Raw genomic sequence first — 25,346 nt, forward strand, 5'->3', positions numbered from 1 at the left:
GCCAACAAGGCCGTCGGGGTCAGGGGTGGGAACGGGGCGAAGGGAAAGGTCCTCCGCCCCTGTTCATTATCACCAGTTAATGCGCAGTCCGGCCTTGCCGGTGCCCGCTGCAGTCTTGCGATCAAGGCCGATTTCAACATCGGCGTCAAAGAACAACTCGGTATTCTTCGCAACCGTCAGGGTCGTTCCGAGGCCAGCATCCACCCAGGTTTTTTTGGGCTCAAACTTGCCCAGATCAACGCCAGCCGTGTTCAACCGGACATCCGACCCCAGCAGGTTGTGCCACAGATTTGCCTTCAAATAGCCGCTGAACAGGCCGCCTGCAGCGTTGTACTTCTCGTCCTTGGTTGTCTTCAGACGGAAGCCGACGCGTCCGGTCAGGCTGTCTTCGATGCGGATCTTGTTGGCGATCCCGGCGCTGTCGCGGGCGTCATCAAACCGGGTCTCCCCATAGATCAGCTGCGCCTGCGTCTCGAAGGCTAGCCGGTTACCCAGCTTCAGCGATTTACCAAGCTCAACCGATCCCAGATAGGTCCGACCATCGGTTTCAAGGGTGACGCCGTTGCGTGCCGAAGCCGATGCATCAACCCAGGTGGCTTGGACGACGGCATTCGCATACCAGCCCGTGCTTCCATAATGGGTCGCGTAGAGACCGGTCAGCCAGCCCTTGCTGTCCGATGAGCCTGAACGCCGCGCCACATTGCGGAAGATGTTCTGGTCGTTTGAGCTGCCATCGGCATAGCCTGCATAGGCCCCGGTGAAGGTCGCCGAGCCGTCGCTCTTGATGCTGCGGCCAAAATCCAGACCCATTTGCAAGCCGGAGATCGAACCTGTCGACTTGATGTCCCCCAGGGTTGCGGACGACAACCGCTCACGGAAGCCCTTGCCAACAAAGCGTCCCCAAAGCCCACCGGTACCAGCGCTCTGATAACCACGCTTGGCGAGATGCTCCTGCTCGCCAACTCGCTCGTGCAACGTACCCAGGAAGGTCATGGCGATATCGTCGCTCAGACGGGCAAAGGACAGTGTCGTCGCAGCAATGTCGCTGGCGCCTACCGTACGCAGGTACCAGTCCTGATCATTGGGATCGGCAATGCCGCCCAGGAACAGATCGTAACGGAAACCACCGGCCTGCACGTCATCCCCCAGCAAAGCGAAGGCGTCACGGTCCGAAGTACCGCCGACCTGAACAACACGAATGCCGTCGCCCGTCGTCAGTCCACCAAGGCCGCCTGTGTTGTTGATCGCAAGCAGGCTGCCGCCAACGGCATTGCCAGTGATGCTGACAAAGTCGGTGGGCGAGTTGTCGCCGCCAAGCACGGTATCGAGCCGAACCTGTCCGCCATTACCTGTGAAGTTCCCTGTAACAGCCAATGTGTCACCCGCTTTGGTCGATCCTGCTGGACCGCTCAGGTTGACAAGACCTGCACTCGCCAGATTGCCGACGATGCGCGTGCGGCTGTTCCCCGCAGCGTTTCCGGCCTGCAACGTGCCATTTGCGGCAACCGTTACATTGGCGGTTGCCACCAGGCTATTACCCCCGTTCAGGGTCGTGCCGTTCGCTACATTCAGTGCACCTGCCGTTATGATGGCATCACTGAAACCGACCGTGCCCGCGTTGATGTTGATCGCTTCCCAATTGGTAACCCGGGCACCAACAAGGTCGTAATTGCCAACGCCGTTCAGGTTGAGCGTATCAACAAAACCATCGGCCGCGGACAGATTATCGCCACCGTCAAGCGCGGTAATGCCGATAAAGGCCTCGGTGCTGGCGAGCGCGAAATTGGCGGTATCGCTGCCATCGCCAAGACGTACGGTCCCGCGCAATCCTGCACCATTGGCCACGTTGAGAACGCTGTTGCCGCCGTTATTGAGGATGGCGTTACCTGACGTAGCGCTGACATCGGCCGTCGCAGCGAGATTGATCGTCGCCGTCGTTCCTGCCGCATTCGATGCCGAAATGCCCACGCCCGTTCCGCCAGCAATCTTGCCGCTCACCGAAATAGTTGTTGCGCCAGTACCAAGACTGTTGGTCGAAATGCCGCTAGCTGCACCTGTGACATCCTTGGCTGTCACTGAAAGGGTAGTACCCGTTGCAGTATTTGCTGCAACCAGCCCGTTGTCACGGCCCACCAAAGCTCCGCTGGCAACAACCGTTGTCGAACCCTTACCCCGGTTGATCACTTCTACAGCTTCGTCGCCACCGGTTGCATCCTTGACGGTCACCGACACATTCACAGTGTCTGCACCGCTTTCAACATGGACACCATCATCCACAGTTCCGGCCACACTCCCGGCCAAAGAAACAGAGGTAGATGCATCCTTGCCGTTGTTCAGAACGTTCAGGCCGTTCAATCCGCCCGCAATTTTTCCCGCAGCGTTCCCTGCCGTGATGGTCATATCCTTGGCAGCAACTCCATTGCGAACGTCAACGGCATTAAAGCCAGTACCGCCCGTAACGTTACCATTAAGTGTCACAGATGTCGCACCTTTGCCCGCGTTGTCCGCAAAAACGCCCAATTTGGTTGCGGTTACGTTGGCCGCAGCAACCGACAGATCAGTTGCATTGACACTGTTGGTAGCCAAGATACCGGCATCATTGCCGTTAATGTCACCGGTCGCGGTTACCCGGGTAAATCCGCTGCCACTATTGATTGCAGCGATACCCACCGCACCGCCGGTCACTTTTGCCGTGTTAACAATAATATTCGTGGCAAGTGCGTTGTTGCTGACATCAACACCGGTTCCGCGTGTTCCGACGACGTCACCGATCGCCGTAACGGTAGTTTCGCCGGCTCCGCCATTTTTGGCGACAATGCCATTCTCGGCCCCGCTGACATTGTTGGCGGTCAAGGTCAGTCCGTTAGTTCCAGCCTTGTTTTCAACCTGTATGCCGTCGTTGCCCACGCCAATAACAGATCCAGCGATATTGACTGCTGTCGAACCACCCACGCCCTCATTGGTTGCGAGAACACCGTTCAACCCGCCGGTGATGGTCGCCGCAGCATTTGCCGCGGTAATAACCAGATCTTTGGCAGAAGTAGCGTTAACTGCCTCAATCGCGTTGAACCCGGTACCTCCGGTCACATTGCCCTTCACCGTAAGCGATGTGTTACCGCCCGCGCCTTTATTTTCCAGTTTAATGCCGCGCTGGCCGCCAGAGACATTGTTGGCTTCGACTGTTAAGTTTTTGCTGTCTCCGACATTTTCAACGTTAATACCATCTGCCGTTGTAGCTGTAATAGCGCCGGTCGCTTTTACCGAGGTAGAACCGGAGCCGCCATTATTTGCAAATATTCCATTTGCACCCGCAAATACATCGACAGCTTCGACAGAAAGATCAGTTGTAGAAGAACTGTTGCTAACAAAGATGCCATCGCCATTCAGCCCGGCAGTGACCTTGCCGGTTGCGCGAAGAGACGTACTGCCATCGCCGTTGTTGAATGCGGATATCCCATCGTCATTTCCCGTCACATTGTTAACAACAATATTTAGATTTTCGGACCGTGAGCCATTAAATAGCCTTACGCCGTCGGCAGTTCTACCAATGATATCTCCTGCAACAGAAATAGACATCGAACCAGCACCACGATTTGCTGCGTTTATACCAGCAACTTCGCCACTGATTGTAGAACCGCCATTGTTTGCAATGATGCTTAGGCCGCTGGTTGCGTCTTTATTATCAATTTCGATCCCGTTTTCCGTAGCGCCGTCAACGTTGCCAGAAATCGAAAGTGTAGTGGAACCAGCACCTATATTGGTAAGGTCAATGCCGTTCAGCCCGCCCGACACATTATTCACGTTTACCGACAAATTGGTCGTCCCGGCTTCGTTACGCGCATTTATCCCGTCGCCTGTTGTCCCGACCACTTTGCCCGCAGCGGTGATGCTGGTCGAGCCTGTACCCTTGTTGCTGGCAAAGATGCCATTCACACCGCCAGTGATGGTCGCCGCTGCATTGGTGCCAGTGATGGTGAGGTCCTTCGCCGTAGCCCCATTGGATACATCGATCGCGTTGAACCCGGTACCGCCGGTCACATTGCCGTTCAGCGTAACTGATGTGTTGCCAGTTCCGTAATTTTTTGCACCAACACCCTCTCGACCACCCTCGACATTATTTGCCGAAATGCTCAAATTGTCGGTCGTTGCGCCATTATAAGCAAAGATGCCTACCCCACCGCCTTTCACCAAACCGGTTGCGGTTATGGATGTAGATCCGGTGCCAAGGTTATCTGCGTCAATCCCTTCGTTATCTGCTTCTACGTTGTTTGCCGAAATACTGAGGTCGCCAGCATTTCCTCGAATCACTGCAAGAATACCGTCATTCGTTACGCCTTCAACAAGCCCCGTCGAGACGATAACGGTCGAACCAGTACCTTCGTTATAGGAGTAAATCCCTTCCGTATTGCCGTTAACGTCATGCACCGTGACGCTTAGGTTACCTGCACCTTCACCTACTGAGACTTCGATGCCTTCCGCGGTTTTTCCGACAACACTGCCCTTCACATCGATAGAAGTAGTTCCACCATTCAAGCTGTTGTTGACAGCCAGAATGCCGTTCTGTTCACCCGTGATCGTAGCCGCAGCGTTTGTTCCGGTGATTTTCAAATTCTTGGCGGTGGTGTCAATTTCAGCATAAATGCCATTTCTCGTTTCCGACAAAACGGTACCATTTACTATAAGATCAATTGAACCTGTACCTTCATTAAATGTTCGAATCGCATCGGTTTTGCCCGTCACATTGTTAACTTCGGCTGTGACATTATATGCGGACTTACCATTGTAAGTACCACCACTTGCAAATAAGCCATTTCCTTCGCGACCTACCACATCGCCAGTAACGGTGATTTTTGAAGACGAGCCTTGCCCATAATTGGAAACATCAATGCCATCTTTTCCGCTGGCATTGACAGCCTGCACGGTAATATCACCTGCACCTCCGCTGTAGACAAATATACCGTCCTCATTCAGACCGGTTGCCGTTCCAGTCGACACGACGGTCGTCGCCCCCGTTCCGAAGTTGAGTGCGATAATGCCATATTGCCCCGCTTGCACATCGTGTGCCAGCACAGTCAAATTGGCTGTAGTCGACCCTGCGGCATTTTCCGCCCGGATACCATCCCCGGTCGTACCGACCACCTTGCCAGCAACGGTGATTGTTGTCGAACCGCCCTTATTGCTGTTGTTGACCGCCAAGATACCGTTTGTTCCGCCGGTAATCGTCGCCGGGAATAGCCCCGCTGCATCCGCAACAGAAGCCTCTGTCGAGACAATGGTCAGATCACCTGCGGTCGTGGCATTGGTCGCTTCAATGGCGTTAAACCCAGCACCGCCTGTCACAGTACCGCTGAGCGTCAGCGTCGTGTTGCCTGTGCCATCGTTCGTGGCATACACGCCGCGCTTCGCGCCTTGCACATCATTGGCGGTGATGCTCAAGTCAGAAGACTTCACACCATTGGTGGCACGGATCGCATCTTCACTGCCGCCACTTACAAAATTTGACACCGACACATTGGTTGCACCACCGCCCTGATGGTTCGTTACCACACCGAAAGTGCCACCGGTCACATCAATCGCACTTACCGTCAATCCGGCAGTCGAGGCTGCGTTATATACGCTTATGCCTGCCTGGTTTTGGCCATCAACGGCACCACTTGCCGTCACCGTTGTGGTGCCAGTACCCAAGTTCCGTGCCAAAATGCCAAATTCATTGCCTACGACGATTCCTGCATCAACTGTCAGGTTCTGCGCCGTTTGAGCATTATCAACCGCAATGCCGTTTGCACCGCCCGATACACCTGAGCGGACCGTTACCGATGTCGAACCAGTGCCATTATTTGTAACATTGACGCCGTCAACCGCGCCGTAAACGCGGTTCGCGTCAACCGACAGATTATAGGTACCGGCATTGTTTGTTACATTGATGCCATCCCCGGTCGTACCAACCACTTTGCCAGCAACGGTGATGGTTGTCGAACCGCCCTTATTGCTGTTGTTGACCGCCAAGATACCGTTTGTTCCGCCGGTAATCGTCGCCGGGAATAGCCCCGCTGCATCCGCAACAGAAGCCTCTGTCGAGACAATGGTCAGATCACCTGCGGTCGTGGCATTGGTCGCTTCAATGGCGTTAAATCCAGCGCCGCCGGTGACACTACCGTTCAGCGTCAGCGTCGTGTTGCCTGTGCCATCGTTCGTGGCATACACGCCGCGCTTCGCGCCTTGCACATCATTGGCGGTGATGCTCAAGTCAGAAGACTTCACACCATTGGTGGCACGGATCGCATCTTCACTGCCGCCACTTACAAAATTTGACACCGACACATTGGTTGCACCACCGCCCTGATGGTTCGTTACCACACCGAAAGTGCCACCGGTCACATCAATCGCACTTACCGTCAATCCGGCAGTCGAGGCTGCGTTATATACGCTTATGCCTGCCTGGTTTTGGCCATCAACGGCACCACTTGCCGTCACCGTTGTGGTGCCAGTACCCAAGTTCCGTGCCAAAATGCCAAATTCAGCGCCTTCAACATTTGCTGCATCGATGGTCAGACCAAAGGAACCTGGTGCGTTGGTCGCGTTGATACCATCGCGGGTCTCTCCCACAACTTTTCCGGCGACGGTGATGGTCGTCGAACCGCCCTTATTGCTGTCGTTGACCGCCAAAATACCGTTTGCGCCGCCCTTGATGGTCGCAGGGATTACACCATTGGCATCCGCAACCGCAGGCGCGGTCGAATTGATCGTTAGATCACCTGCGGTCGTGGCATTGGTCGCTTCAATGGCGTTAAATCCAGCGCGGCCGGTGACATTACCGTTCAGCGTCAGCGTCGTGTTACCCGTACCATTGTTCGTGGCCAAAACAGCGTTGCGATCCGCCAATATATTGGCAGCTTCGATTTCGAGATCCGCGCCGGTATTGACTGCCTCAATTCCTTCTTCTCCAGCAACGATCGAATTTGCGAAAATAGTGAGATTGCCAGCACCGTTGTTGACGGCATCTACGCCATCTTGCCCGGCGGCAATGGTGTTTGTTACTGCGATAGTTACGGAACCAGTGCCATCATTCTGAACTTTTACGCCGTCGGTTAGTGCGGTTATGCCTAATGCGCTGACTGAAATACTATTCGCCGTGGCCGCATTCTTCGCATAAATGCCAATACCGCTTTTTCCGTCGACCTCGGTTGCGGAAATTACAGTGTCATTAGCTCCATTATTGAGGGCGAAAATACCGTCATCGCCCCCGGACACCGATGCAACATTGATCGAAACGCCGAGCGAGTTCGCACCATTTTCGACGAATATTCCGTCACCGCTGGCGGCCTTGATTGCGCCTGCAACCGACAGAGTTGTCGCACCTGCACCAAGGTTTTTAGCATATATGCCGTGATTATCGCCTGAAATTGTAGGCACAGCTACGCCATTTACGATATCCGATACTTTTGTGGAAGTTATGGTTAGGCCGGTTCCAGCATTCGTTGCCGAAGCGGCGGTGCCGCTTGTATATTCGCCATTATAGGCAAAAATACCGTTATATCCTGCACCACCAGTAACAGTGCCGCTGACAGCGATCGTGGTGGTACCAGTTCCATAATTTCGAGCTGCGATACCGTTGTAATTGCCAGTGACATCGCCTGCACTAATCGAAATACTGCCCGCAGTTCCACCATTGAAGGCGCTAATGCCATCGAAACGGTCGGCAGTGACGGTACCGGCAACCGATATCTTCGTATCGCCGCCTCCTGAATTCTGCGCGTAAATGCCGAAACCATCGCCATCGATCGTGGCGGTCGCATTGTTGGCGGTAATGGTCAGTCCCGTTGCCGCTCCATTGTTGACAACGGAGATAGCATTTCCGGTCTTGCCTGTAACATTTGCAGCAACGATTACTTCACTTGAGCCCACACCATTGTTGGTTACATCAATGCCGTCAGTGCCGCCGGTTACATCTGCTCTTGCATCAACCGTTAAATTACGCGCTGTGGCGCCATTGGTCACTTTTATCCCATCGCCAGCAGCAGCATCAACAGCACCATATGTGGTTACAGAGGTATCATAATTACCATCGTTATTGGCGATTATGCCGCTCGTCGCCGCGTTGATGACGTTGGCTTTAATAGAAAGGCTTGAACCAGACGCCCCATTATCGGCGTTAATGCCCTGGCCGAGCAGAGAATTGACGGTCCCACTGACGGAAATGTCGATATTACCTTTTCCGTCGTTTACCGCGTTAATTCCTCTGACCCGACCGTCAACATCAGCCGCAGAGATAGAGATGCCTTTCGCGTCGCCTCCATTCTGAACGTCGATGCCGATTCCGGCTGTACCCGTCACGGCACCAGCAACCGACACCAAAGTAACGCCTGTCCCGTTATTGCGTGCATAGATTCCGCTCGCACCACCAATGATGGTGGCCGCGACATCTGTTCCTGTAATTGTCAAATCTGACGCATTCGCGCCATTTACCGCGTTAATTGCATTATCGCCTGCATCGATGCTGCCGCCAACGAGGATCGTGCTGGCACCGCCGCTATTATTATTGGTCGAAATTCCGTTTGAGCCCGCCTTCACGTCGACGGCACTGATGGATACACCTCCATTACCCGAGGTTAATGACGCCGCAATGCCATCTGATGCAGCGTCTATGACGTTGGCATTTATCGTTACGCCTTTCCCGGCTCCATTTTGCGTAACACTGATGCCATTACCCGAAGATGCCAGGATCTGGCCGAAAGATTCGACGAGCGCATAACCTTCGCCGGAATTGATGATATCTATGCCTGAGCCCGCGGTGATATCCGGGACGTTCACCAAGATATTGCCCGCACCGGTAGAGCTGGCGACTATCGAAACGCCTGAACTTAAACCATCTTCCACTTCAATGCTGTCAACGTCGACGTCGATGTCCCCCTGTCCAAAGGAAGCAAGGATATTGACGCCTGTTGTTTGGGATTCAATCGTTTGACCATTGATTGTTATACCCTGACCACCGGCGCCATCCTGCGTAACACTGATGCCCTGTCCTGCTTGCGCCAGAATTTGATCGAAGTCGGTGATCGTTACACTGCCTGTGCCGGTGTTTTGGACCACGATCCCGGAGCCTGCAGTAATGTCGGTAACACTGACATCTATATTGCCCGCACCGGTAGAGCTGGCGACTATAGAAACGCCCGAACTTAAATCATCTCCCACTTCAATGCTGTCAACATCGACGCTGATGTCGCCTTGCCCGAAGGAAGCGAGGATATCGACGCCCGATGTCTGGGATTCAATCGTTTGACCATTGATTGTTATACCCTGACCACCGGCGCCATCTTGCGTAACACTGATGCCCTGACCTGCTAGCGCCAGAATTTGATCGAAGTCGGTGATCGTTACACTGCCTGTGCCGGAATTATCGATATCGATCCCGGTGCCAGCAGTAATGTCGGTCACACTGACATCTATATTGCCCGCACCGGTAGAGCCTGCATCGATCGAAACACCAACCTGCGCTACATCAGCAACAAATTGTTGGTTTGCATCCAAAATGAACGTTCCGTCGGCGTTAACATCTACCGCAGTCACGCTGTTGGCGGTAACGTTGATATCGCCGCTACCAGCGTCCATTGCGACGTTCACACCAGACTGACCTGCAACAATTATGTTGGCATTTACGGTAATTCCCGAACCATTTCCGTATTGCGTCGCATCGACACCAAACCCGCCCGCACCCAATATCGTTCCTGTAGACTGAACGTCGATGAACCCTTGACCAGAATTGGTGAGTTGAATTCCGTTAATGGCAGAAATGTCGCCCGTAGTGATCGACAAATTTCCCGTATTTGTACCAGAAGAAATTTCGGCAACTATTCCGGTACCGCTGAACGCTTCGGTCCCCTCAACAATTAGCGCGCCCTTGACGGTGATGTTTACTCCTCCGCTGACACTGTCGCTATCGACATTGATGCCGTTGGTGTCGCCAAAAGCAGAACCCAAATCCAAGGTGATTTCACCGACATTTTCGCCCGCCACTATGCGCGCGATGCTTTTGTCCGAGGATGTAACCGCCCCCGTGACATTCACGTCAATGTTACCAGACCCGAATGTGTTGTCGATGTTCACACCAATGTTGTCGGCTTCAATCGAATTGGCATTTATAGAAACCCCGGAACCAAGGGTCGTGACGTTCACACCGTCAAGGGAATCTCCAACAATTCTATCCGCAGTGATCGAGGTAAAGCCCGAACCATTGTTGATCGCCACGATACCAGCATCACCAGTTACAAGTGCGTCGGCATTGATGGTAATGTCATTCGCATTCGGACCATTGGTCGCTTTAATCCCCGGCGCAGTCGTCCCGCCCGTCACTCCATTGGGCGCATTAATGATCAGCGAGCCATTTCCGTTATTCGTCTCATCGACAGGCACTTGAGGGTCGGTGACCGTCACCGTCACATCCTGCGCCAGCGCCTCCGACGGCAGCGCCATCGATCCACCAAAGGCAAGTGCAGCCGCCATCGCGACAACCGAAACATTCTGCAAATGACCGACGTGAGGCGCGTAGCTGGCCACCTGGCCCTTCCATTTGGTCATCCGACCCCCGCGCAACATGATGGAGGTGAAGCCTGCACGTGCTTTTGATTCGATATTCATTTGCTTTTCTTTTCCTGAACTTGGGGGTCGAAAATGACGCGGTTTAAAGATAGTAATGCTATGGTTATTAGATAGCATGACTATGTATGTCAACTTGACGCGTTCAGATGATCGCCGGAAAAGCGACGCCTTCGCGGTTTGTTATTGATGGAATGAGGAATTTTTTGAGAGGTGGGAGTGCCTGCCGAACCACTTATCGCTCGGTCGCCAAGGCACCTATGTTCAACGTCGCATTACGAAGACCCTGAAACTAGTTCAGGGTGAAGGGAGAGTAAAATATGCTCTCCCTCCCCGCAGTCAGGAGGCTATCGTGACCCTCAACCGTATTTGCGCAAATCTTTTCGCTCGACCCAGTGAGCATGGGTGCCGCTCGAAATCTTGTGCGGCAGGGCGATGCGGCAGACGGGGCCTTCGGAAAAACGCTTGCAGTCAATCAGGATGCATTCTGATGTCCCGCGGTTTTCGTCGATGATGAAACTGACCAGATAGCCGTCATCCTCGTCTTTCGCATGGGTGCGCGGGGCGAAGGGCGCTTCGCTGCCGTAGCGTCCTTCTTCCAGCATCACCTGTTCCGAGGCTCCGGTCTGCAAATCATGCTTCACAAATCCATTGAACAGGAACCAGCCCGGCTTGGACGTTGTGCTATAGGCATAGCGGTATGGAAGGCCCAGATAGCGCTGGTTCATCATGCCGAATTCGAGGATGCGGTCGTCAAGCCGTTCCTCTTTCGTTGTCCCGTCCGTCAGGTTGAAACGCCAACGGTGCAGCTTGGGTTTAAAACTATGTTCGTCCACATAAGCCATCATATGCGCATATTCGCCTGCGCTCTCGATGGGCGGCGGATAGGGATCTTCTTCGAAATAGCCGTCCAGGATGACTTCATTGCCTTCTTCATAGGCGTTGATGAAATGCAGGACGAATGTCGGATCGGCTTCAAACCAGCGAATGTCTTCAGGCTGGCCATAGCGCGGGATCAATGCAAAGCGGGAAGGCAGGCCCTCGTGCAAGCGGGTCACGTGGATATCGCGCTTCAATAATTCTTCATCCCAGAACAGCGGGAAGTCGCACAGGATGGACCAGTTCGGCGTGAACATCATATCGTGTGGAAGGCGCGGCCCCGGCAAGGGTACCGGAACATAATGCGCAAGCTTCCCGTCCGGACCGACGACGCCATAATGCATATAGGGTGCATGCTTCGAATAGTTGAAAAACAGAAGCTCGCCGGTACGTTCGTCCACCTTGGGATGCGCGGATATGCCATCCAGAGGCACCCAGGAAGCGACGCCGGACTGTTCCAATGTTTCGGGATCGAGAACATATCCCTCTCCGCATTGGTAGAACGTCGACACGGCCTTTCCTGCATGGACGATGATATCGGTGCTGGACGAATCTTTAAGACCACCATGCGCGCCAAAGCCGGGGCGTTTGGATGTGCCGGTGCGGTCCATCAACCCGCCCCAAAGGGATCCGCCCGCATCCTGTTCCGCCGCAAAGCAGCGGGTACGGACGAAACGGTTCCGGTAACTTGCCTTGCCGCCCGAAAAATCGATCTGGTGGATCATGCCGTCACCATCAAAAGGGTGGTAACGGCCAAGGGGCTGATGCAACTGGTTTTCCGAATTGCGCAGATAGACGCCGTCAATGTCGGCCGGAATGACTCCTTCGATCACGTCAAGGTCGAAGGCGGTCACCTCCTCATGCTGCGGGGTCCATGCCCCGTTTAAATAGGGGTGGTTGCTGGGCTGCAACGTCGCCTTTACCGGCGGCAACTTCTCGACGAGCATATGACAGTTCCTGACCCTAAGTCTCTCCTGCCTTTCAGCCTAGGTCAAAAGTCACACCTTGCGCAAGCGGCAGTTCGTTCGAATAATTGATCGTATTAGTGGCCCGGCGCATATAGGCTTTCCACGCGTCCGACCCGGACTCACGCCCGCCGCCGGTTTCCTTTTCGCCGCCAAATGCACCGCCAATTTCCGCGCCCGACGTGCCTATGTTGACATTGGCAATGCCGCAGTCACTGCCCGATGCAGACAGGAAGCGCTCGCATTCGCGCACATCCGTTGAAAAAATAGAGCTGGACAAACCTGCCCCCACCGCATTTTGCCGGGCTATCGCCTGATCCAAATCATTATAGCGCATCACATAAAGGATGGGTGCGAATGTTTCGCGCAGGACCGGACCGGACTGCTCGGTCATTTCCACGATCGCCGGACGAACATAGACACCATTTCCCGTCACCCGCTCGCCACCGGACAATATCCCGCCCAGCGCCTTTGCTTCTTCCAGCGCCGCCTGCATCGCGGCAAAAGCTGCCTCGTCAATCAAAGGCCCGGCAAGATGCGCGCTATCCAGCGGGTCCCCAATTGGCATCGAAGACGCAGCCGCCTTTAAGGCCGGGACGAAGCTGTCATACAGGCTGTCATGCACAAATAGTCGCCGTAAACTGGTGCAGCGCTGCCCCGTGGTTCCGAAAGCCGAAAACAGCACGCCATGTAAGGCAAGCGCCACATCCGCCTTATCGCTGATGATTGCAGCGTTATTGCCGCCGAGTTCGAGGATGGTCCGTGCAAAACGGCCGGCCGCAACCTGCCCCACATTCCGGCCCATCGCCGTGCTGCCCGTTGCGGAAATCAGCGCAATGCGCGGATCGGCAACGAGTGTGGCCCCGACGTCGCGTCCACCCTGCACCACTTGTGAAAGATGGTCCGGCGCATCGCCAAAATCCCGCACCGCCTGTTCAAATATCGCTTGTACAGCGATTGCCGTCAGCGGCGTCTTTTCCGACGGTTTCCAGATAATGCTATTGCCGCATACCAGAGCAAGCGCGGCATTCCATGCCCAGACGGCAACCGGAAAGTTGAAGGCGGAAATAACCAGGGTCGGCCCCAGCGGATGCCACTGCTCCATCATACGGTGACCGGGCCGTTCACTGGCAATTGTCAGTCCGTGCAATTGCCGTGACAGTCCGACGGCAAAGTCGCAAATATCGATCATCTCCTGGACCTCGCCCAAGCCTTCGGACAAGGGCTTGCCGCAATCGATGGTGACCAGGCGTGCAAGATTATCCTTATGGTCGCGCAACGCATTACCGAAAAGCCGCACCAATTCGCCCCGGCGCGGCGCGGGTACCATGCGCCAAGTTTTAAAGGCGGTGCACGATTGGGCAACTGCCATCTCAACCTCGGCCGGCGTTGCTTGCGCATAGGTCGCAACCTGGCTGCCATCGACGGGGCTATGCACCGGCTCTGCGCCATGCGCGGTCACGCCCAGTGTGTTTAGAAGATTTTCGACCTCATGTTGCAGGGACACTGCATTCTCCTTCGCGTCATTCCGGTGACGGCGATGCCGCCTGTCCTGCTCGCCATAGCTGCACTATGGATGCCGAAACAAGTTCGGGTTGAAACGAGCGATGGAAACTTGTGGAAGCTGCGCAAAAAGTCTAGCGAGCGGCCATCAATTGGAGACAATCTATGGCCGAAATGGCAGCTTTTAACTGGTCCGATCCGTTCAATCTTGACGGGCAGTTGACCGAAGACGAACGCATGATCCGCGATACCGCCCACGCCTTTGCACAAAGTGAGCTACAGACCCGCGTAATCGAGGCCTATCGGAGCGAGCGTGATGCCCCCGAACTATTTCCCCTCATGGGACAGACGGGTCTTCTCGGCGCAACAATTCCGGAAGAATATGGCGGTGCTGGCGCATCCTATGTTGCCTATGGCCTTATCGCGCGTGAAATCGAGCGCGTCGATTCAGGTTACCGGTCGATGGCATCGGTGCAGTCATCGCTCGTGATGCATCCGATCTATGCCTATGGTTCCGAAGAACAGCGCCGCAAATATTTGCCGGGTCTCGCGGCAGGCAAGTTGATCGGATGTTTCGGCCTGACCGAACCCGATGCAGGCTCTGACCCCGCTGGCATGCGAACCTACGCCAAAAAAGTGGATGGCGGATATGTGCTTAACGGCACGAAGACCTGGATTTCCAATGCACCCTTTGCAGATGTATTTGTCGTCTGGGCCAAATCCGAAGCGCATGGCGGCGGCATTCGCGGCTTCATTCTCGAAAAGGGTATGAAGGGCCTGTCGGCACCCAAGATCGAAGGCAAGCTTTCGCTGCGTGCCTCCACCACCGGCATGATCGTCATGGACAATGTCGAAATTGGCGAAGATGCCCTGCTTCCCGAAGTGCAAGGGTTGAAAGGTCCTTTCGGATGCCTCAACCGCGCACGTTACGGGATCAGCTGGGGGGCACTGGGTGCGGCGGAATTTTGCCTGCACGCTGCGCGGCAATATGGCCTGGACCGGCACCAATTTGGAAAGCCGCTTGCCGCCAACCAGCTGTACCAGAAAAAGCTGGCGGACATGATGACCGATATTGCGCTTGGCCTGCAGGCCAGTCTGCGGGTTGGCCGCCTCATGGACGAAGGCCAGTTTGCGCCCGACATGATCTCCATCGTCAAGCGTAACAATGTTGGCAAGGCGCTCGACATCGCCCGCGCCGCACGCGACATGCATGGCGGCAACGGCATCAGCGACGAATATCAGGTCATGCGGCATATGGTGAATCTGGAAACGGTCAACACCTATGAAGGGGCGCACGATGTCCATGCGCTGATCTTGGGACGGGCGATCACCGGCATTGCGGCGTTCTGACAAAAGAAAGGGCCGCCTGCGATATTCGCGTGCGGCCCAAGTAGATGGCTATTCAGCCAGCTAGGGAGGAAAGTGTATCTACAAAAAGACACCCCTCCCCTCTAAGCGGCAATGGTAAATATTAACTTAACGGCAATTGGCGATCCGACTGTGCGCCTGCAACTGCTCAGCAGGCGTTCATCCGCCGTCCCTCGACAGCAAAGGAAAAGGGCGCATTATCGCGGATACCCTGCGACTGGATATGGATCAGGCGCGGGGACTCCTTCCGGATTGTCGTCAAGCCCTGACCATGTCCTTTGCAGCTGTAACTGACCGTGATCGACGTCGCGCTGGATCGTACAACATAATGTTCGCATGCCGACGCGCCATGCTGGATCTGAACCAGGCGGGCAGGATCACTGACACAAATCTGGCTGACCGGTGCACCCGATGGACCACCGCCAACAGCGCGCAGTTGCCACATTCCGCGTTCGACCGATTCCAGCAAGGACAGATCGCCGCCTTGCGCGATGGCATAAGCGCCCGATGCGGTGGCAAGGGCACAAAAGCCCGAAAGAATGATGTGGGAGAATTTCATTTTCATATGCTTCTGGACCGTAAACCTTAACCAGTTTCAGCGAAGCGACCTTTTCTTTGTTACGGCTATAACAGCATTTCTTACAATAAGCACGATAGAATGTGGTATATGAACGATGAATGACTGTCGTTTTGCGACAAATGTCGCACGTCAGTTGTTGAAGCTCGCCAAACTCACGGGAAAACGGCGCGAACAGAATTCGCAGTTAACCACAATATCACCGGTTTCATCGGCCATTTCGGCACGATCTTCGGCCGGAAACTTTGCGATGACATCGCGAATATGCGTAGGATCGCACCGGCAGCCCTTGCTTAGCTTGCCGGCCTGTTCGATCCGAACCTCGTCTTCCTCGTGAAACAGCCGCCAGACGATTTCTTCCAAAGGCAGCTCGGGGTCCGCAAGTTCTTCAGGCAGGACGGTGGTTGCCAATATCTCGATATGCTCCCACTCCGGGTGGTCCAGCCGGACATGAAGGCGTTCCCTGCCTTCTTCCCCTTCTGGCAGGTGCTGCGCCAAAATTCCGCCTGCAACACAGCGTCCGCCCACATGGCCGACCGCCGCACGGATGAAGGTGGGTATTTGTTCGGACTGGACAAAATAGTTTTGCGCAGCCTCCGACAGGCAGGCACCCTCGAGCGGAACAATCCCCTGATAGCGCCCTCCGCCCTCGGCCGCGGATATGGCGCGATCAAAGGTAATCGCCAGATAGCCCGTCCCGAAAATGCCGAACAGTGTGGAATCGTGCGGAAGCGAAGCGACCGTTGCCGCGTCGAATTGCGCATATCCCCGCAGCGCACCGTCTTTATAATCACATGCAAGCAGCCTGATCGCACCCTTTTCGGTCTGGACCTGCAGGGTTAGCTGGCTTCCCTGATCCTTCAACGACGTCCCGAGCAAGGCGGTCAGGACAAGCGCTTCGGCAAGAGTCTTTTCGACCAGAGGCGGATAGGCGTGCGCCGACAGGATTTCGTTAAGCACGGAATCCAGACGCACCAGTCGTCCCCGCGCATCCCGCGCTGGAATGGAAAAGCGCAATGGCTGGTCGCTCAGGGTTTCAGGTTGCGAAGCCATCAGGATTTGGAATCCGCCGTTTGGGTCATCCCAGCAATCCGAAGCACCAAAGCAATATCGACTTTTGTGCATGCAGCCGGTTCTCAGCTTCATCCCAGATCAGCGATTGCGGGCCATCCAGAACGGAGTCGGTTACTTCTTCACCGCGGTGCGCCGGCAGACAGTGCAGAAATTTCGCGTCGGCTTTAGCCCCGGCCATCAGACGGTCATTAACCTGATAAGGCATCATGGCAGCGATCTTGTTATGGGCATGTTCCTGACCCATCGATACCCAGGTATCCGTTACCACGACATCCGCGCCGGCAACGGCCTCTGCGGCATCACGGGTGAGCGTGATCTGCGCACCTGCAGCTTGTGCCGCTTCGATGAACTGGCCGTCGCTTTCATAACCCTGCGGAACTGCGATGCGGACATTGAATTTAAAGATACCGGCCGCTTCCACGATCGAATTCAGCACATTATTCCCGTCGCCCAGCCAGGCGACTTCCAGCCCTGGCAGCGCCTTGCCCTGTTCCGACACGGTCAGCAAATCGGCGACGATCTGGCAGGGATGCGACAGGTCGGTCAGGCCGTTGATGACCGGCACGGTGGCATATTTGGCCATTTCCTCGATCTTCGCATGATCGTCCGTTCGGATCATGATAGCATCGACATAGCGCGACAGCACGCGTGCAGTATCGGCAATCGTCTCGCCGCGGCCCAATTGCATTTGCCCCGACGCCATGAAGATACTGTCACCGCCCAGTTGCTTCATCGCCATTTCGAATGACGTCCGCGTGCGCGTTGAGTTTTTCTCGAATATCATGCCAAGCGTATGCCCGGCCAGCGGTGCGTCAGCGTCCGCCTTGCCCTTCGGCCAACCGGTACGCGCGGCTTTCCTGTCCATCGCATCCGCCAGCATCGCCGCAATCGCGTCGCCGCCCGCATCCGCCAGATTCAGGAAATGGCGTATCATGCGGCTTCCGGCATTTTGTAACTTGCCGCACCTGCCGACAGTTTTTCCATGAAGATGGTGATATGGCTGTCATCGATGTTGAGCGGCGGCAATACGCGGAACGTATTGTCCCCGGCGGCCACGGTCAGAAGGCCGTGATTATCACGCAAATGGGCGACGAAAGCGCGTGTTTCGTGGGTCATCGTCACGCCGAGCATCAGGCCCTTTCCACGCACACCGGTGAAAAGGTCAGGATAGTTGCCGATAAACTGTTCCAGCGCCGCGCGCAGCTTGTCGCCGGTGGCACGGACCTGAGCCAGAAACTCGTCATTGGCGACCACATCCCAAACTGCCTGGCATGCCGCCATCGCGAAGGGGTTGCCACCATAGGTCGAACCATGTGTGCCGATGACCATACCGCGCGCTGCCTCTTCAGTGGCAAGGCACGCGCCTACCGGGAAGCCGCCACCCAGGCCCTTGGCACTCGCCATGATATCGGGCTTGATGCCATATTGTTCATAGCAATAAAGCGTGCCGGACCGCGCCACGCCGCATTGCACTTCGTCGAGAATAAGCATCAGGCCATGTTCGTCGGCCAGGGCCCGCAGACCTTTCATAAAGGCATCGGACGCGGGACGAACGCCGCCCTCACCCTGAATGGGTTCTACCAGAAATGCGGCCGTCTTCGGGCCGATGGCTGCCTTCGCACCTTCGAGATCATCAAAGTCGACATATTTGAAGCCTTCGAGCAAGGGCAGGAAGCCCTTGTGCATTTTTTCCTGATTGCTGGCCGAAATCGTCGCCATCGTGCGGCCATGAAATGCGTTCTTAAACGTGATGATTTCGTACCGATCGCTGCCCTGACTCTGATGATAGGCGCGGGCCGTCTTGATTGCGCATTCGACGGCCTCTGCACCCGAATTGGTGAAAAACACCGTATCGGCAAAGGTCGTGTCCACCAGCCGCTGGGCAAAAGCCTCGCCCTGGGGGCTGCCATACAGGTTGGATACGTGCATCAAAGTTGCTGCCTGATCCTGGATAGCCTTGGTCAGATGCGGATGGCCATGGCCGAGCAGGTTTACCGCGATGCCCGCAGCAAAATCCAGAGCGCGGCTGCCATCTTCAGAAATCAGCCAGGCACCCTCACCTCGTACCGGCCGGAACCCGCACCGCGGATAGACTGGCATCAAAGGTGTAATCGACATGGCAAATTCCTTTCATAGGTCCAAAAGGCAAAAAGCGGCCCCACGGGACCGCTTGCTTCTAAAGCGCCGCTATAAGCCTGCAAAAGGGGCAAATCAACCCACCGTGCAGGTGACATTCTAACCCAAAAGGGTGTTGATGGTGATCTGGTTCGTAAGGGTCCGATGCACGGGGCATTTCTCCGCAATTTCAATAAGCTTGGCCCGCTGCTCCGCATCCAATGGGCCTTCCAGGCGGACAATCCGGTCGATCATATCAACCGGTTTTCCATCATTCTCGCCTGCCCGCTCTTCTTTCGAATGTTCCAGAGTGACATACACTTTTTCCAGCGGCCACCCTTTGCGCTCCGCATACATTTCCACCGTAATCGAAGTGCACGCCCCCAAAGCCGACAACAGCAACTCATATGGCGTCGGGCCTTTGTCGGTCCCGCCTACCTCGGCAGGCTCACCCGCGGCCCATTCATGGATGCGCGCCTTGATCAGTTGCGCATATTTACCATCGGCGCTTTCGACAGTGGCACTCGGGTTTTCGGTCATTATTCCTTTTCCTTCTCACGCTTTGCGGCGGCAATCCGGCGGCGCAAATAGCCGAAGAGTAGCAGGTGAAACGCCAGCGAGAGCAGGACAATGATGGCTATGATCTTGGCGGCGCTCATAAAGCAGATATAGCGCTGCCTATGAAGACCGCAATGTCATGCTCAGCCCAATCCCGAGCTCAACGATCTGTGCGGCGGACATTCCACGATATCTTTATGATCGGCATGGCGACCACTCAGGGCGTTGGCCATGAAATGATTGGTATCGCGATGGTGCGCCTCGTCCGCCCTGATAATCAGGATGACGTCGCGCAAGCTGGTGCCTTCGGGTAAATTCCAGTAGCGCAGCGCGACGGCGGGTGCAGGCGGATTGGCATGGCGGCCGGAATCTATCTCCTCAAGATAGAGGGTATAGCTTAATACTGCCTCTTCCTCGAAATAGCCGACCAGGCGGTGCGCGGTGCGATCGGAAATCAGATACAGGAAGAAAAAGCCGACATAGAAGAACCACTGTACAGTCAGGATGATCATCCGTTCGAACCAGGATGGTTGCGCAATCTCAATGAAGGTCATGAGATGCATCCGCTCATTTTCGGCTTCGTCCATCAAGGTGCGGATCCATCCGCCATCATCCTGCATCAACCGCAGGGCGCGCAAATGGGTCAAGGTTGCCCCCACCATCCCCGGCACCGCCGCAACGGTTTCCAAGACTATGGCCCGATTTCCGTAACGCTTGGCAAAAAAGGTGTCTGCACCCCAGCGCAGCAACTTGGTAACGCCCAGCGCAAAACGATCAGAAAGTCCCTGCGCCTGATAGTGGTTGGACGGTGTCTCACGTACATGTGTCATGGCAATGTCCCAAGTGGATCGGACAGGATCAAGCGCCTCTTTTGGCCGCGGCGCAATTTGAATCCGAAGGGATTGAGTTTACTTTTTTGCAACCGACGCCGAGAGCGCCAAAAGCGTGTCTAGTCCTCTTGCGTGCCGGGTGCCGCTATGGCCCGCTTCAAAGCCGCACTGGGCAGATTGAGAGCGCGCAGCATGGCCCATATCTCCTCCCGCGCATTGGGCTGGGCCTTCCCAAGGTCGGGTAGCGTATCGAGGTCGAACAAGGTCAGCCCGATGGGAAACAGTTCACGATAGGTAACCCGTTCGCTCAAACCCGGAACAATCCGGAAGCCTGCGGCCGGGGCGATCTTGTCCAATGCCTGCCGCACCTTGCGCTCATTATTGGTGGCCAGACTTCGCGACCGGTTTTGCATGACAACCCAATCCAGAGGTGTCGCGCGCAACGCTATTCCCGGGTCCTTCAGATGTTCGACAAGCCGTGCGAAATTCCCAAGCGTTTTGAAATCGCCCGTCCGCGGGTCGATGTGGCCGAGCATGTCGAGGTCAATGAAGCTATCGTTGACCGGCGTGACGATTGTATCGGCCATGAAGATGGCCTTGCGCGCAATCGGCGAGTCATGTCCGCCCACGTCGATCACAATGAAACTGTTATGTATACGCGCCATGCGCAGTTTTTCGGCCAGTTCATTCTCGTTCTGCTGCGCGAGCATGATCTGTTCAGGGCCGGGCAGCTTCACGCCATATTCGCGTTCGCTTTCCTGCCGCGCCCACAGTGCGCGATGCAGCGTCAGCTGGCGCAAGTCGACATCAAGCGCCGCCACCCGTTCGCCTGCGTTGCACAAGGCAATGCAGGTATGAAATGCAGAAGTGGACTTGCCGACCCCGCCCTTTTCATTGGCGAAGACGATGATGTGCCCCTTTGGCGCGGATACAGGATATTTCATCCACGCCGGCTGTTCCGGTTCCGGCGGGATTTCAAAATTCTGATAGGCTGGCATAGGCGCCACAGGCGGTGGCGGCCATGGTTGCGCCGGAGCAGGCGGCGGCACCGCAGCTCTTGGCTTGCGACGTTTGAAGCGGTCAAATAATCCCAACTGGCCATGCCTCCGATTGCGATCCTGATAACCGGAGGAGGCATATGTTTGCCAAAAAGTCCTCCTGCATTAGCCTCATGACGCTCCCACAATATCATTTCACGAATTTTTGTTTCTAAATCAACTTACGTAACATGGCGACCAATTTTGATTATCGCCTCCGCGACTGCCCGAGACAGGAATTTCGGCAAGGCAGGAACAACACTGCACCGTAAACGTTTCATCCGACACGCGTCGAATTTAAGGGGTGGTAGTGCAACAGTTGAGCGTGGTCGTCATCGAAGACGAATATCTAATTTCATTATTGCTCAACGATATGCTCAACGACCTTGGGCATACCATCGCTGGAACCGGTAGAACGGTGGCCGAAGGTCTTGGGTGCCTAGCGTCACAAGCGCGGCCGGACCTCGCGATCCTCGATATCAATCTCAACGGAGAATATAGCTATCCAATTGCCCGGCGCTGCGTCGAAATGGAACTGCCCTTCTTTTTTGTCACAGGCTTTGCACATGATGGAATTCCGCGCGAACTAGGCGACGTCATCGTTGTCGATAAGCCCTACACGCAACACGACATTGCCGCAGCGATTGACCAGACTTTGGCGACGTATCGGGGAACCGTGAGGGCTGCACAACACAGGCTCGCGAGGTAGCGCCAATGAATGAAGACGATAAAAACATCCCCGAACATGAAGGCGGCGGCGCAGCGGGCGGAGGTGCATCCGGCATCCCGGCGGGCGATATGCTTTCCGATGAATCAACACCGATCAGCGGCGTTCCGCATCGCAGACACTGGCGTGAATCCACCATTAGCGACGACGACCTGACAGATCGCGGCGGCGTATTCTTTGCTGCCGTCGAGATGACACGCATGCCGATGATCCTGACCGATCCGCGGCAGGACGACAACCCTATCGTATTTGCAAACAAGGCTTTTCTCGACCTTACAGGCTATGAAGACGATGAAGTCATGGGCCGGAACTGCCGGTTTCTCCAGGGCGCCCGTACAGACCGGGCGATGGTCGCGGAACTGCGCGAAGCGGTAACGCTGCAACGGCCGATCAGTCTGGAGATTTTAAATTACAAGCGCGACGGCACGCCATTCTGGAACGCCATCTTCATGGGGCCGGTCTATGGTGTCGATGGCGAGCTGCTCTACTTTTTTGCGAGCCAACTTGACGTCAGCCGCCGACGCGAGGCGGAGGAGAGCCACAGGCAAGCCCAAAAGATGGAGGCCGTTGGTCAGTTGACGGCCGGTATAGCGCACGACTTCAACAATCTGCTGCAGATTGTCACGGGCAACCATGAATATCTGCTCGCCGATCTGGAGGCACCCGAGCATCGCCGCCGGCTCGAAAGTGCACAAGCAGCCGCGGAACGCGCAAGCCGGCTCACCAAACAGTTACTTGCTTTTGCGCGTAAGACCCGGCTTGATCCGAAGCCCGTCGATGTCAGCCAGGCTGTCATGGGATTTTCCGAGTTGCTTGAAGCAAGCGTGGGACCCCTTGTCGATCTCCGGCTCAATCTCAAGACCAAGCTGCCCGCCTGCCTTGTCGATCTGACACATCTGGAAACAGCTTTGTTAAATGCGGTTGTAAACGCCCGCGATGCCATGCTGCGCGGCGGGGAACTGGTCATTTCCACCGACCTTGTACATCTGAATGGCGATGCCGATGCGCGCGAATTGCCGTCGGGGGACTATGTCATCATATCGGTTACCGACAGCGGCGTTGGTATGTCGGCCGACGTTTTGGCGCGGGCGACAGAACCATTTTTCACCACAAAAGGTGTGGGGCGCGGCACGGGCCTCGGCTTGGCCCAGGTGCACGGCTTTCTGCAACAGTCGCGGGGTCGGCTGGAAATCGAAAGTACTATCGGCAGCGGCACAACCTTGCGCCTCCTCCTTCCGGTTCCTTCGGGCGAAGAGGGGCAGAGGCCCAACGTCGATCACGCGGCGGGCATCGGATATATGCGAGGCGCGGGCGAGACCGTGCTTGTCGTCGAAGATAGCGAAGATGTCCGGGTCATAGCCTGCGATTATCTTGAGGATCTCGGCTATAATGTCATCGCTGCCGAAGATGCCGATGCCGCGTTACGCATTATGGCCGACAACAGCATCGATCTGTTGTTTACCGATTTGATGATGCCGGGGTCGATGAACGGCGTTGCGCTCGCGGCCGAGGTTCAGTCCCGCTATCCTGATACGAAAATATTGCTGACGACCGGCTATAATGATGATCTGGCACGGCAGGGGGGATCAAATGCCGACGGCTTGAATGTTGTCGGCAAACCATATCGCCGGGCCGAACTTGCGGACCGGATTTACAGCGCACTTCACGGCAATCACCTTACCGAACGTCGCAAACAATCGGATTTCGGCGCGGCGGAGGCGTGACTGACAAGCCGGCCTCTGCACATATGTATGCGGCATATTCATCGCGTTGGTTCCCCGCTATTGCCCTATTATGCAGGTGGACCCGGCTTACGAAAAGGAAAGCCGAATGCGATATCTATATGTTTTCGATCCGGATGAGCGACGCTTCGTAGAGTTCCGGGACATTACAACATGTTCCGTTGATGAGCGTGAGCAGATCAGGCAGGACATGCTAAAGGCTGCCCTTTTCCCGCTGGGGGTGATGGACAGCCTTGAGGATGGGTTCCCGGATCCGGCGCCATTTGGCGTTTTCCTGGCATCCAGCCGGTTTCGCGCCGCATCGGTTTCACAACACCGTTAATCCGCGAATCCGGTGGGGTTAGCCACCGGTTTTCAAAAAATGCACAGCTTAAAACTCGCTTAGCCGCTTCGCTGGCTGCTCCTGCTGCCCCGCCTCTTCGCGGATTTCACCAAGATTGCGTTCCCGCTCACCCTTCATCGGATGCCGGTTTTTGGGATCGCGCATAAACCGCGCCCAGATGATGATGGCGATAATCAGCCCGATAATCAGAGTTCCGAAACCGAGCAAACCTGTCATGTCTGCAGTATTCATAAGTCACCTCGCAAAAAGAGGTAACAGCAAAGGTCCGTCATGGTTCCGGGGCCATGTCGACACATGCTTGGAGAAGAGCCGAACGGTCGGGAACCTTGCGTCGCGCAGATCATTCTAACTTCGACAGGGATGTTCATGCAACCATCGGAGTATTCTCATGGCTACGAAATCTGCAGCAGCTAAAAAATCACCCGCAAAAACCGCAACGTCATCACGTGCGCGGCCCAAAAGCGGTTCGCGCACTTCACGTCGGACATCCACTGCAGCAAAACGTCCCAAAGACGCGATTGCGCTGTTGAAGGCCGACCACAAAGAGGTCGATGCCATGTTCAAGGCATTTGATAAGACCGAAGACGATGCGGAAAAGCAGGAACTGGCCAATGATATCTGCAAAGCCCTGACCGTGCATGCGCAGATTGAGGAAGAAATCTTTTACCCCGCCGCCTATGACGCATTTGACGAAGAAGGCGATGATCTGGTCGATGAAGCCCAGGTCGAACATGCGTCAGCCAAGGCTTTGATTGCCGAAATATCTGCGATGAAGGTCGGCGAGCCGCTTTTTGACGCAAAGGTGAAGGTGCTCGGTGAATATATCAGGCATCATGTCGAAGAAGAGGAAACAGAAATGTTTCCCGAATGTCGCGATTCCGAAATGGACCTGAAGGCACTTGGGGAGCAGCTGCGCGTCCGAAAAGAGGAATTGATGGCAACGCTATAAGGCAGTGCCGGTGGTTGAAAACGTCTCCCCGATGGCACCACAAGGCCCGGAAAGCGGATGTTTGGCGTCTGCTTTCCGGGACTCAT

The 25,346-nt window shown here is 55.5% G+C and carries 16 protein-coding genes; 5 read left to right on the forward strand and 11 right to left on the reverse strand.

All coding sequences use genetic code 11. The features are described from left to right. Positions 1 to 69: 69 nt before the first annotated feature. The 3 genes from FOM92_RS08350 to amaB form a co-directional block, all read right to left on the reverse strand. The gene (locus tag FOM92_RS08350) at positions 70 to 10,635 is read right to left on the reverse strand and encodes a hypothetical protein (protein ID WP_143776420.1); all 10,566 of its coding nucleotides are present in this window, start codon (positions 10,633 to 10,635) and stop codon (positions 70 to 72) included. 317 nt (positions 10,636 to 10,952) lie between these two features. Then, positions 10,953 to 12,419 (reverse strand): carotenoid oxygenase family protein, encoded by a 1,467-nt coding sequence (locus tag FOM92_RS08355; protein WP_143776421.1) that lies wholly within the window; start codon positions 12,417 to 12,419, stop codon positions 10,953 to 10,955. 34 nt (positions 12,420 to 12,453) lie between these two features. Next, complete coding sequence (gene amaB, locus FOM92_RS08360) at positions 12,454 to 13,944, reverse strand: L-piperidine-6-carboxylate dehydrogenase (RefSeq protein WP_143776422.1); 1,491 nt, start codon at positions 13,942 to 13,944, stop codon at positions 12,454 to 12,456. A 161-nt stretch (positions 13,945 to 14,105) separates the two neighbouring features. Here amaB and FOM92_RS08365 point away from each other — a divergent pair, with 161 nt between their 5' ends. Next, entirely contained in the window at positions 14,106 to 15,290 is a 1,185-nt protein-coding gene (locus tag FOM92_RS08365; protein ID WP_425473376.1) for an acyl-CoA dehydrogenase, read from the forward strand. A 166-nt stretch (positions 15,291 to 15,456) separates the two neighbouring features. Here FOM92_RS08365 and FOM92_RS08370 read toward each other — a convergent pair whose 3' ends face one another. From FOM92_RS08370 to FOM92_RS08400, 7 genes are all read right to left on the reverse strand, one after another. Further along, positions 15,457 to 15,867, reverse strand: a complete 411-nt coding sequence (locus tag FOM92_RS08370) for a DUF3617 domain-containing protein (RefSeq protein ID WP_143776423.1) — start codon at positions 15,865 to 15,867, stop codon at positions 15,457 to 15,459. 150 nt (positions 15,868 to 16,017) lie between these two features. Further along, the gene (gene hslO / locus FOM92_RS08375) at positions 16,018 to 16,938 is read right to left on the reverse strand and encodes an Hsp33 family molecular chaperone HslO (RefSeq protein ID WP_143776424.1); all 921 of its coding nucleotides are present in this window, start codon (positions 16,936 to 16,938) and stop codon (positions 16,018 to 16,020) included. Between the two features lie 25 nt (positions 16,939 to 16,963). Continuing rightward, positions 16,964 to 17,893, reverse strand: a complete 930-nt coding sequence (gene argF / locus FOM92_RS08380) for an ornithine carbamoyltransferase (RefSeq protein ID WP_143776425.1) — start codon at positions 17,891 to 17,893, stop codon at positions 16,964 to 16,966. Further along, positions 17,890 to 19,077: an aspartate aminotransferase family protein gene (locus FOM92_RS08385; protein WP_143776426.1), complete on the reverse strand. Its 1,188-nt coding sequence runs from the start codon at positions 19,075 to 19,077 to the stop codon at positions 17,890 to 17,892. The genes argF and FOM92_RS08385 overlap by 4 nt, the downstream gene beginning before the upstream one ends. Positions 19,078 to 19,194: 117 nt before the next feature. Continuing rightward, positions 19,195 to 19,614 carry an OsmC family protein gene (locus FOM92_RS08390; protein WP_143776427.1) on the reverse strand — a complete coding sequence of 140 codons (420 nt, stop codon included), beginning with the start codon at positions 19,612 to 19,614 and terminating at the stop codon, positions 19,195 to 19,197. 161 nt (positions 19,615 to 19,775) lie between these two features. Further along, positions 19,776 to 20,462, reverse strand: a complete 687-nt coding sequence (locus FOM92_RS08395) for an alternative oxidase (protein WP_143776428.1) — start codon at positions 20,460 to 20,462, stop codon at positions 19,776 to 19,778. Between the two features lie 119 nt (positions 20,463 to 20,581). Then, complete coding sequence (locus FOM92_RS08400) at positions 20,582 to 21,556, reverse strand: division plane positioning ATPase MipZ (RefSeq protein ID WP_143776429.1); 975 nt, start codon at positions 21,554 to 21,556, stop codon at positions 20,582 to 20,584. A gap of 253 nt (positions 21,557 to 21,809) precedes the next feature. Between FOM92_RS08400 and FOM92_RS08405 the strand changes: the two genes are divergently transcribed. From FOM92_RS08405 to FOM92_RS08415, 3 genes are all read left to right on the forward strand, one after another. Beyond that, a complete protein-coding gene (locus tag FOM92_RS08405) occupies positions 21,810 to 22,208 on the forward strand; it encodes a response regulator (RefSeq protein WP_170226830.1) in 399 nt (132 codons plus the stop codon). A gap of 5 nt (positions 22,209 to 22,213) precedes the next feature. Further along, on the forward strand, positions 22,214 to 23,950 hold the full coding sequence (locus FOM92_RS08410; protein ID WP_143776431.1) for a histidine kinase famiy protein: 1,737 nt from the start codon (positions 22,214 to 22,216) through the stop codon (positions 23,948 to 23,950). Between the two features lie 106 nt (positions 23,951 to 24,056). Further along, complete coding sequence (locus FOM92_RS08415) at positions 24,057 to 24,290, forward strand: hypothetical protein (RefSeq protein ID WP_143776432.1); 234 nt, start codon at positions 24,057 to 24,059, stop codon at positions 24,288 to 24,290. Between the two features lie 48 nt (positions 24,291 to 24,338). Here FOM92_RS08415 and FOM92_RS08420 read toward each other — a convergent pair whose 3' ends face one another. Next, positions 24,339 to 24,542, reverse strand: a complete 204-nt coding sequence (locus FOM92_RS08420; protein WP_143776433.1) for a hypothetical protein — start codon at positions 24,540 to 24,542, stop codon at positions 24,339 to 24,341. Positions 24,543 to 24,699: 157 nt separating this feature from the next. Between FOM92_RS08420 and FOM92_RS08425 the strand changes: the two genes are divergently transcribed. Beyond that, positions 24,700 to 25,260, forward strand: a complete 561-nt coding sequence (locus FOM92_RS08425; RefSeq protein ID WP_143776434.1) for a hemerythrin domain-containing protein — start codon at positions 24,700 to 24,702, stop codon at positions 25,258 to 25,260. The last annotated feature ends 86 nt before the right edge of the window (positions 25,261 to 25,346 follow it).

This window comes from Sphingorhabdus contaminans (genome assembly GCF_007280415.1).
Classification (GTDB): domain Bacteria; phylum Pseudomonadota; class Alphaproteobacteria; order Sphingomonadales; family Sphingomonadaceae; genus Sphingorhabdus_B; species Sphingorhabdus_B contaminans.

What these genes read in the sequence shown, in the direction of transcription:
- FOM92_RS08350 (WP_143776420.1), bottom strand. Translation starts at nt 10,635, where the DNA reads ATGAATATCGAATCAAAAGCACGTGCAGGCTTCACCTCCATCATGTTG.
- FOM92_RS08355 (WP_143776421.1), bottom strand. Translation starts at nt 12,419, where the DNA reads ATGCTCGTCGAGAAGTTGCCGCCGGTAAAGGCGACGTTGCAGCCCAGC.
- FOM92_RS08365 (WP_425473376.1), top strand. Translation starts at nt 14,106, where the DNA reads ATGGCCGAAATGGCAGCTTTTAACTGGTCCGATCCGTTCAATCTTGAC.
- FOM92_RS08370 (WP_143776423.1), bottom strand. Translation starts at nt 15,867, where the DNA reads ATGAAATTCTCCCACATCATTCTTTCGGGCTTTTGTGCCCTTGCCACC.
- hslO (WP_143776424.1), bottom strand. Translation starts at nt 16,938, where the DNA reads ATGGCTTCGCAACCTGAAACCCTGAGCGACCAGCCATTGCGCTTTTCC.
- argF (WP_143776425.1), bottom strand. Translation starts at nt 17,893, where the DNA reads ATGATACGCCATTTCCTGAATCTGGCGGATGCGGGCGGCGACGCGATT.
- FOM92_RS08385 (WP_143776426.1), bottom strand. Translation starts at nt 19,077, where the DNA reads ATGTCGATTACACCTTTGATGCCAGTCTATCCGCGGTGCGGGTTCCGG.
- FOM92_RS08390 (WP_143776427.1), bottom strand. Translation starts at nt 19,614, where the DNA reads ATGACCGAAAACCCGAGTGCCACTGTCGAAAGCGCCGATGGTAAATAT.
- FOM92_RS08395 (WP_143776428.1), bottom strand. Translation starts at nt 20,462, where the DNA reads ATGACACATGTACGTGAGACACCGTCCAACCACTATCAGGCGCAGGGA.
- FOM92_RS08410 (WP_143776431.1), top strand. Translation starts at nt 22,214, where the DNA reads ATGAATGAAGACGATAAAAACATCCCCGAACATGAAGGCGGCGGCGCA.
- FOM92_RS08415 (WP_143776432.1), top strand. Translation starts at nt 24,057, where the DNA reads ATGCGATATCTATATGTTTTCGATCCGGATGAGCGACGCTTCGTAGAG.
- FOM92_RS08420 (WP_143776433.1), bottom strand. Translation starts at nt 24,542, where the DNA reads ATGAATACTGCAGACATGACAGGTTTGCTCGGTTTCGGAACTCTGATT.
- FOM92_RS08425 (WP_143776434.1), top strand. Translation starts at nt 24,700, where the DNA reads ATGGCTACGAAATCTGCAGCAGCTAAAAAATCACCCGCAAAAACCGCA.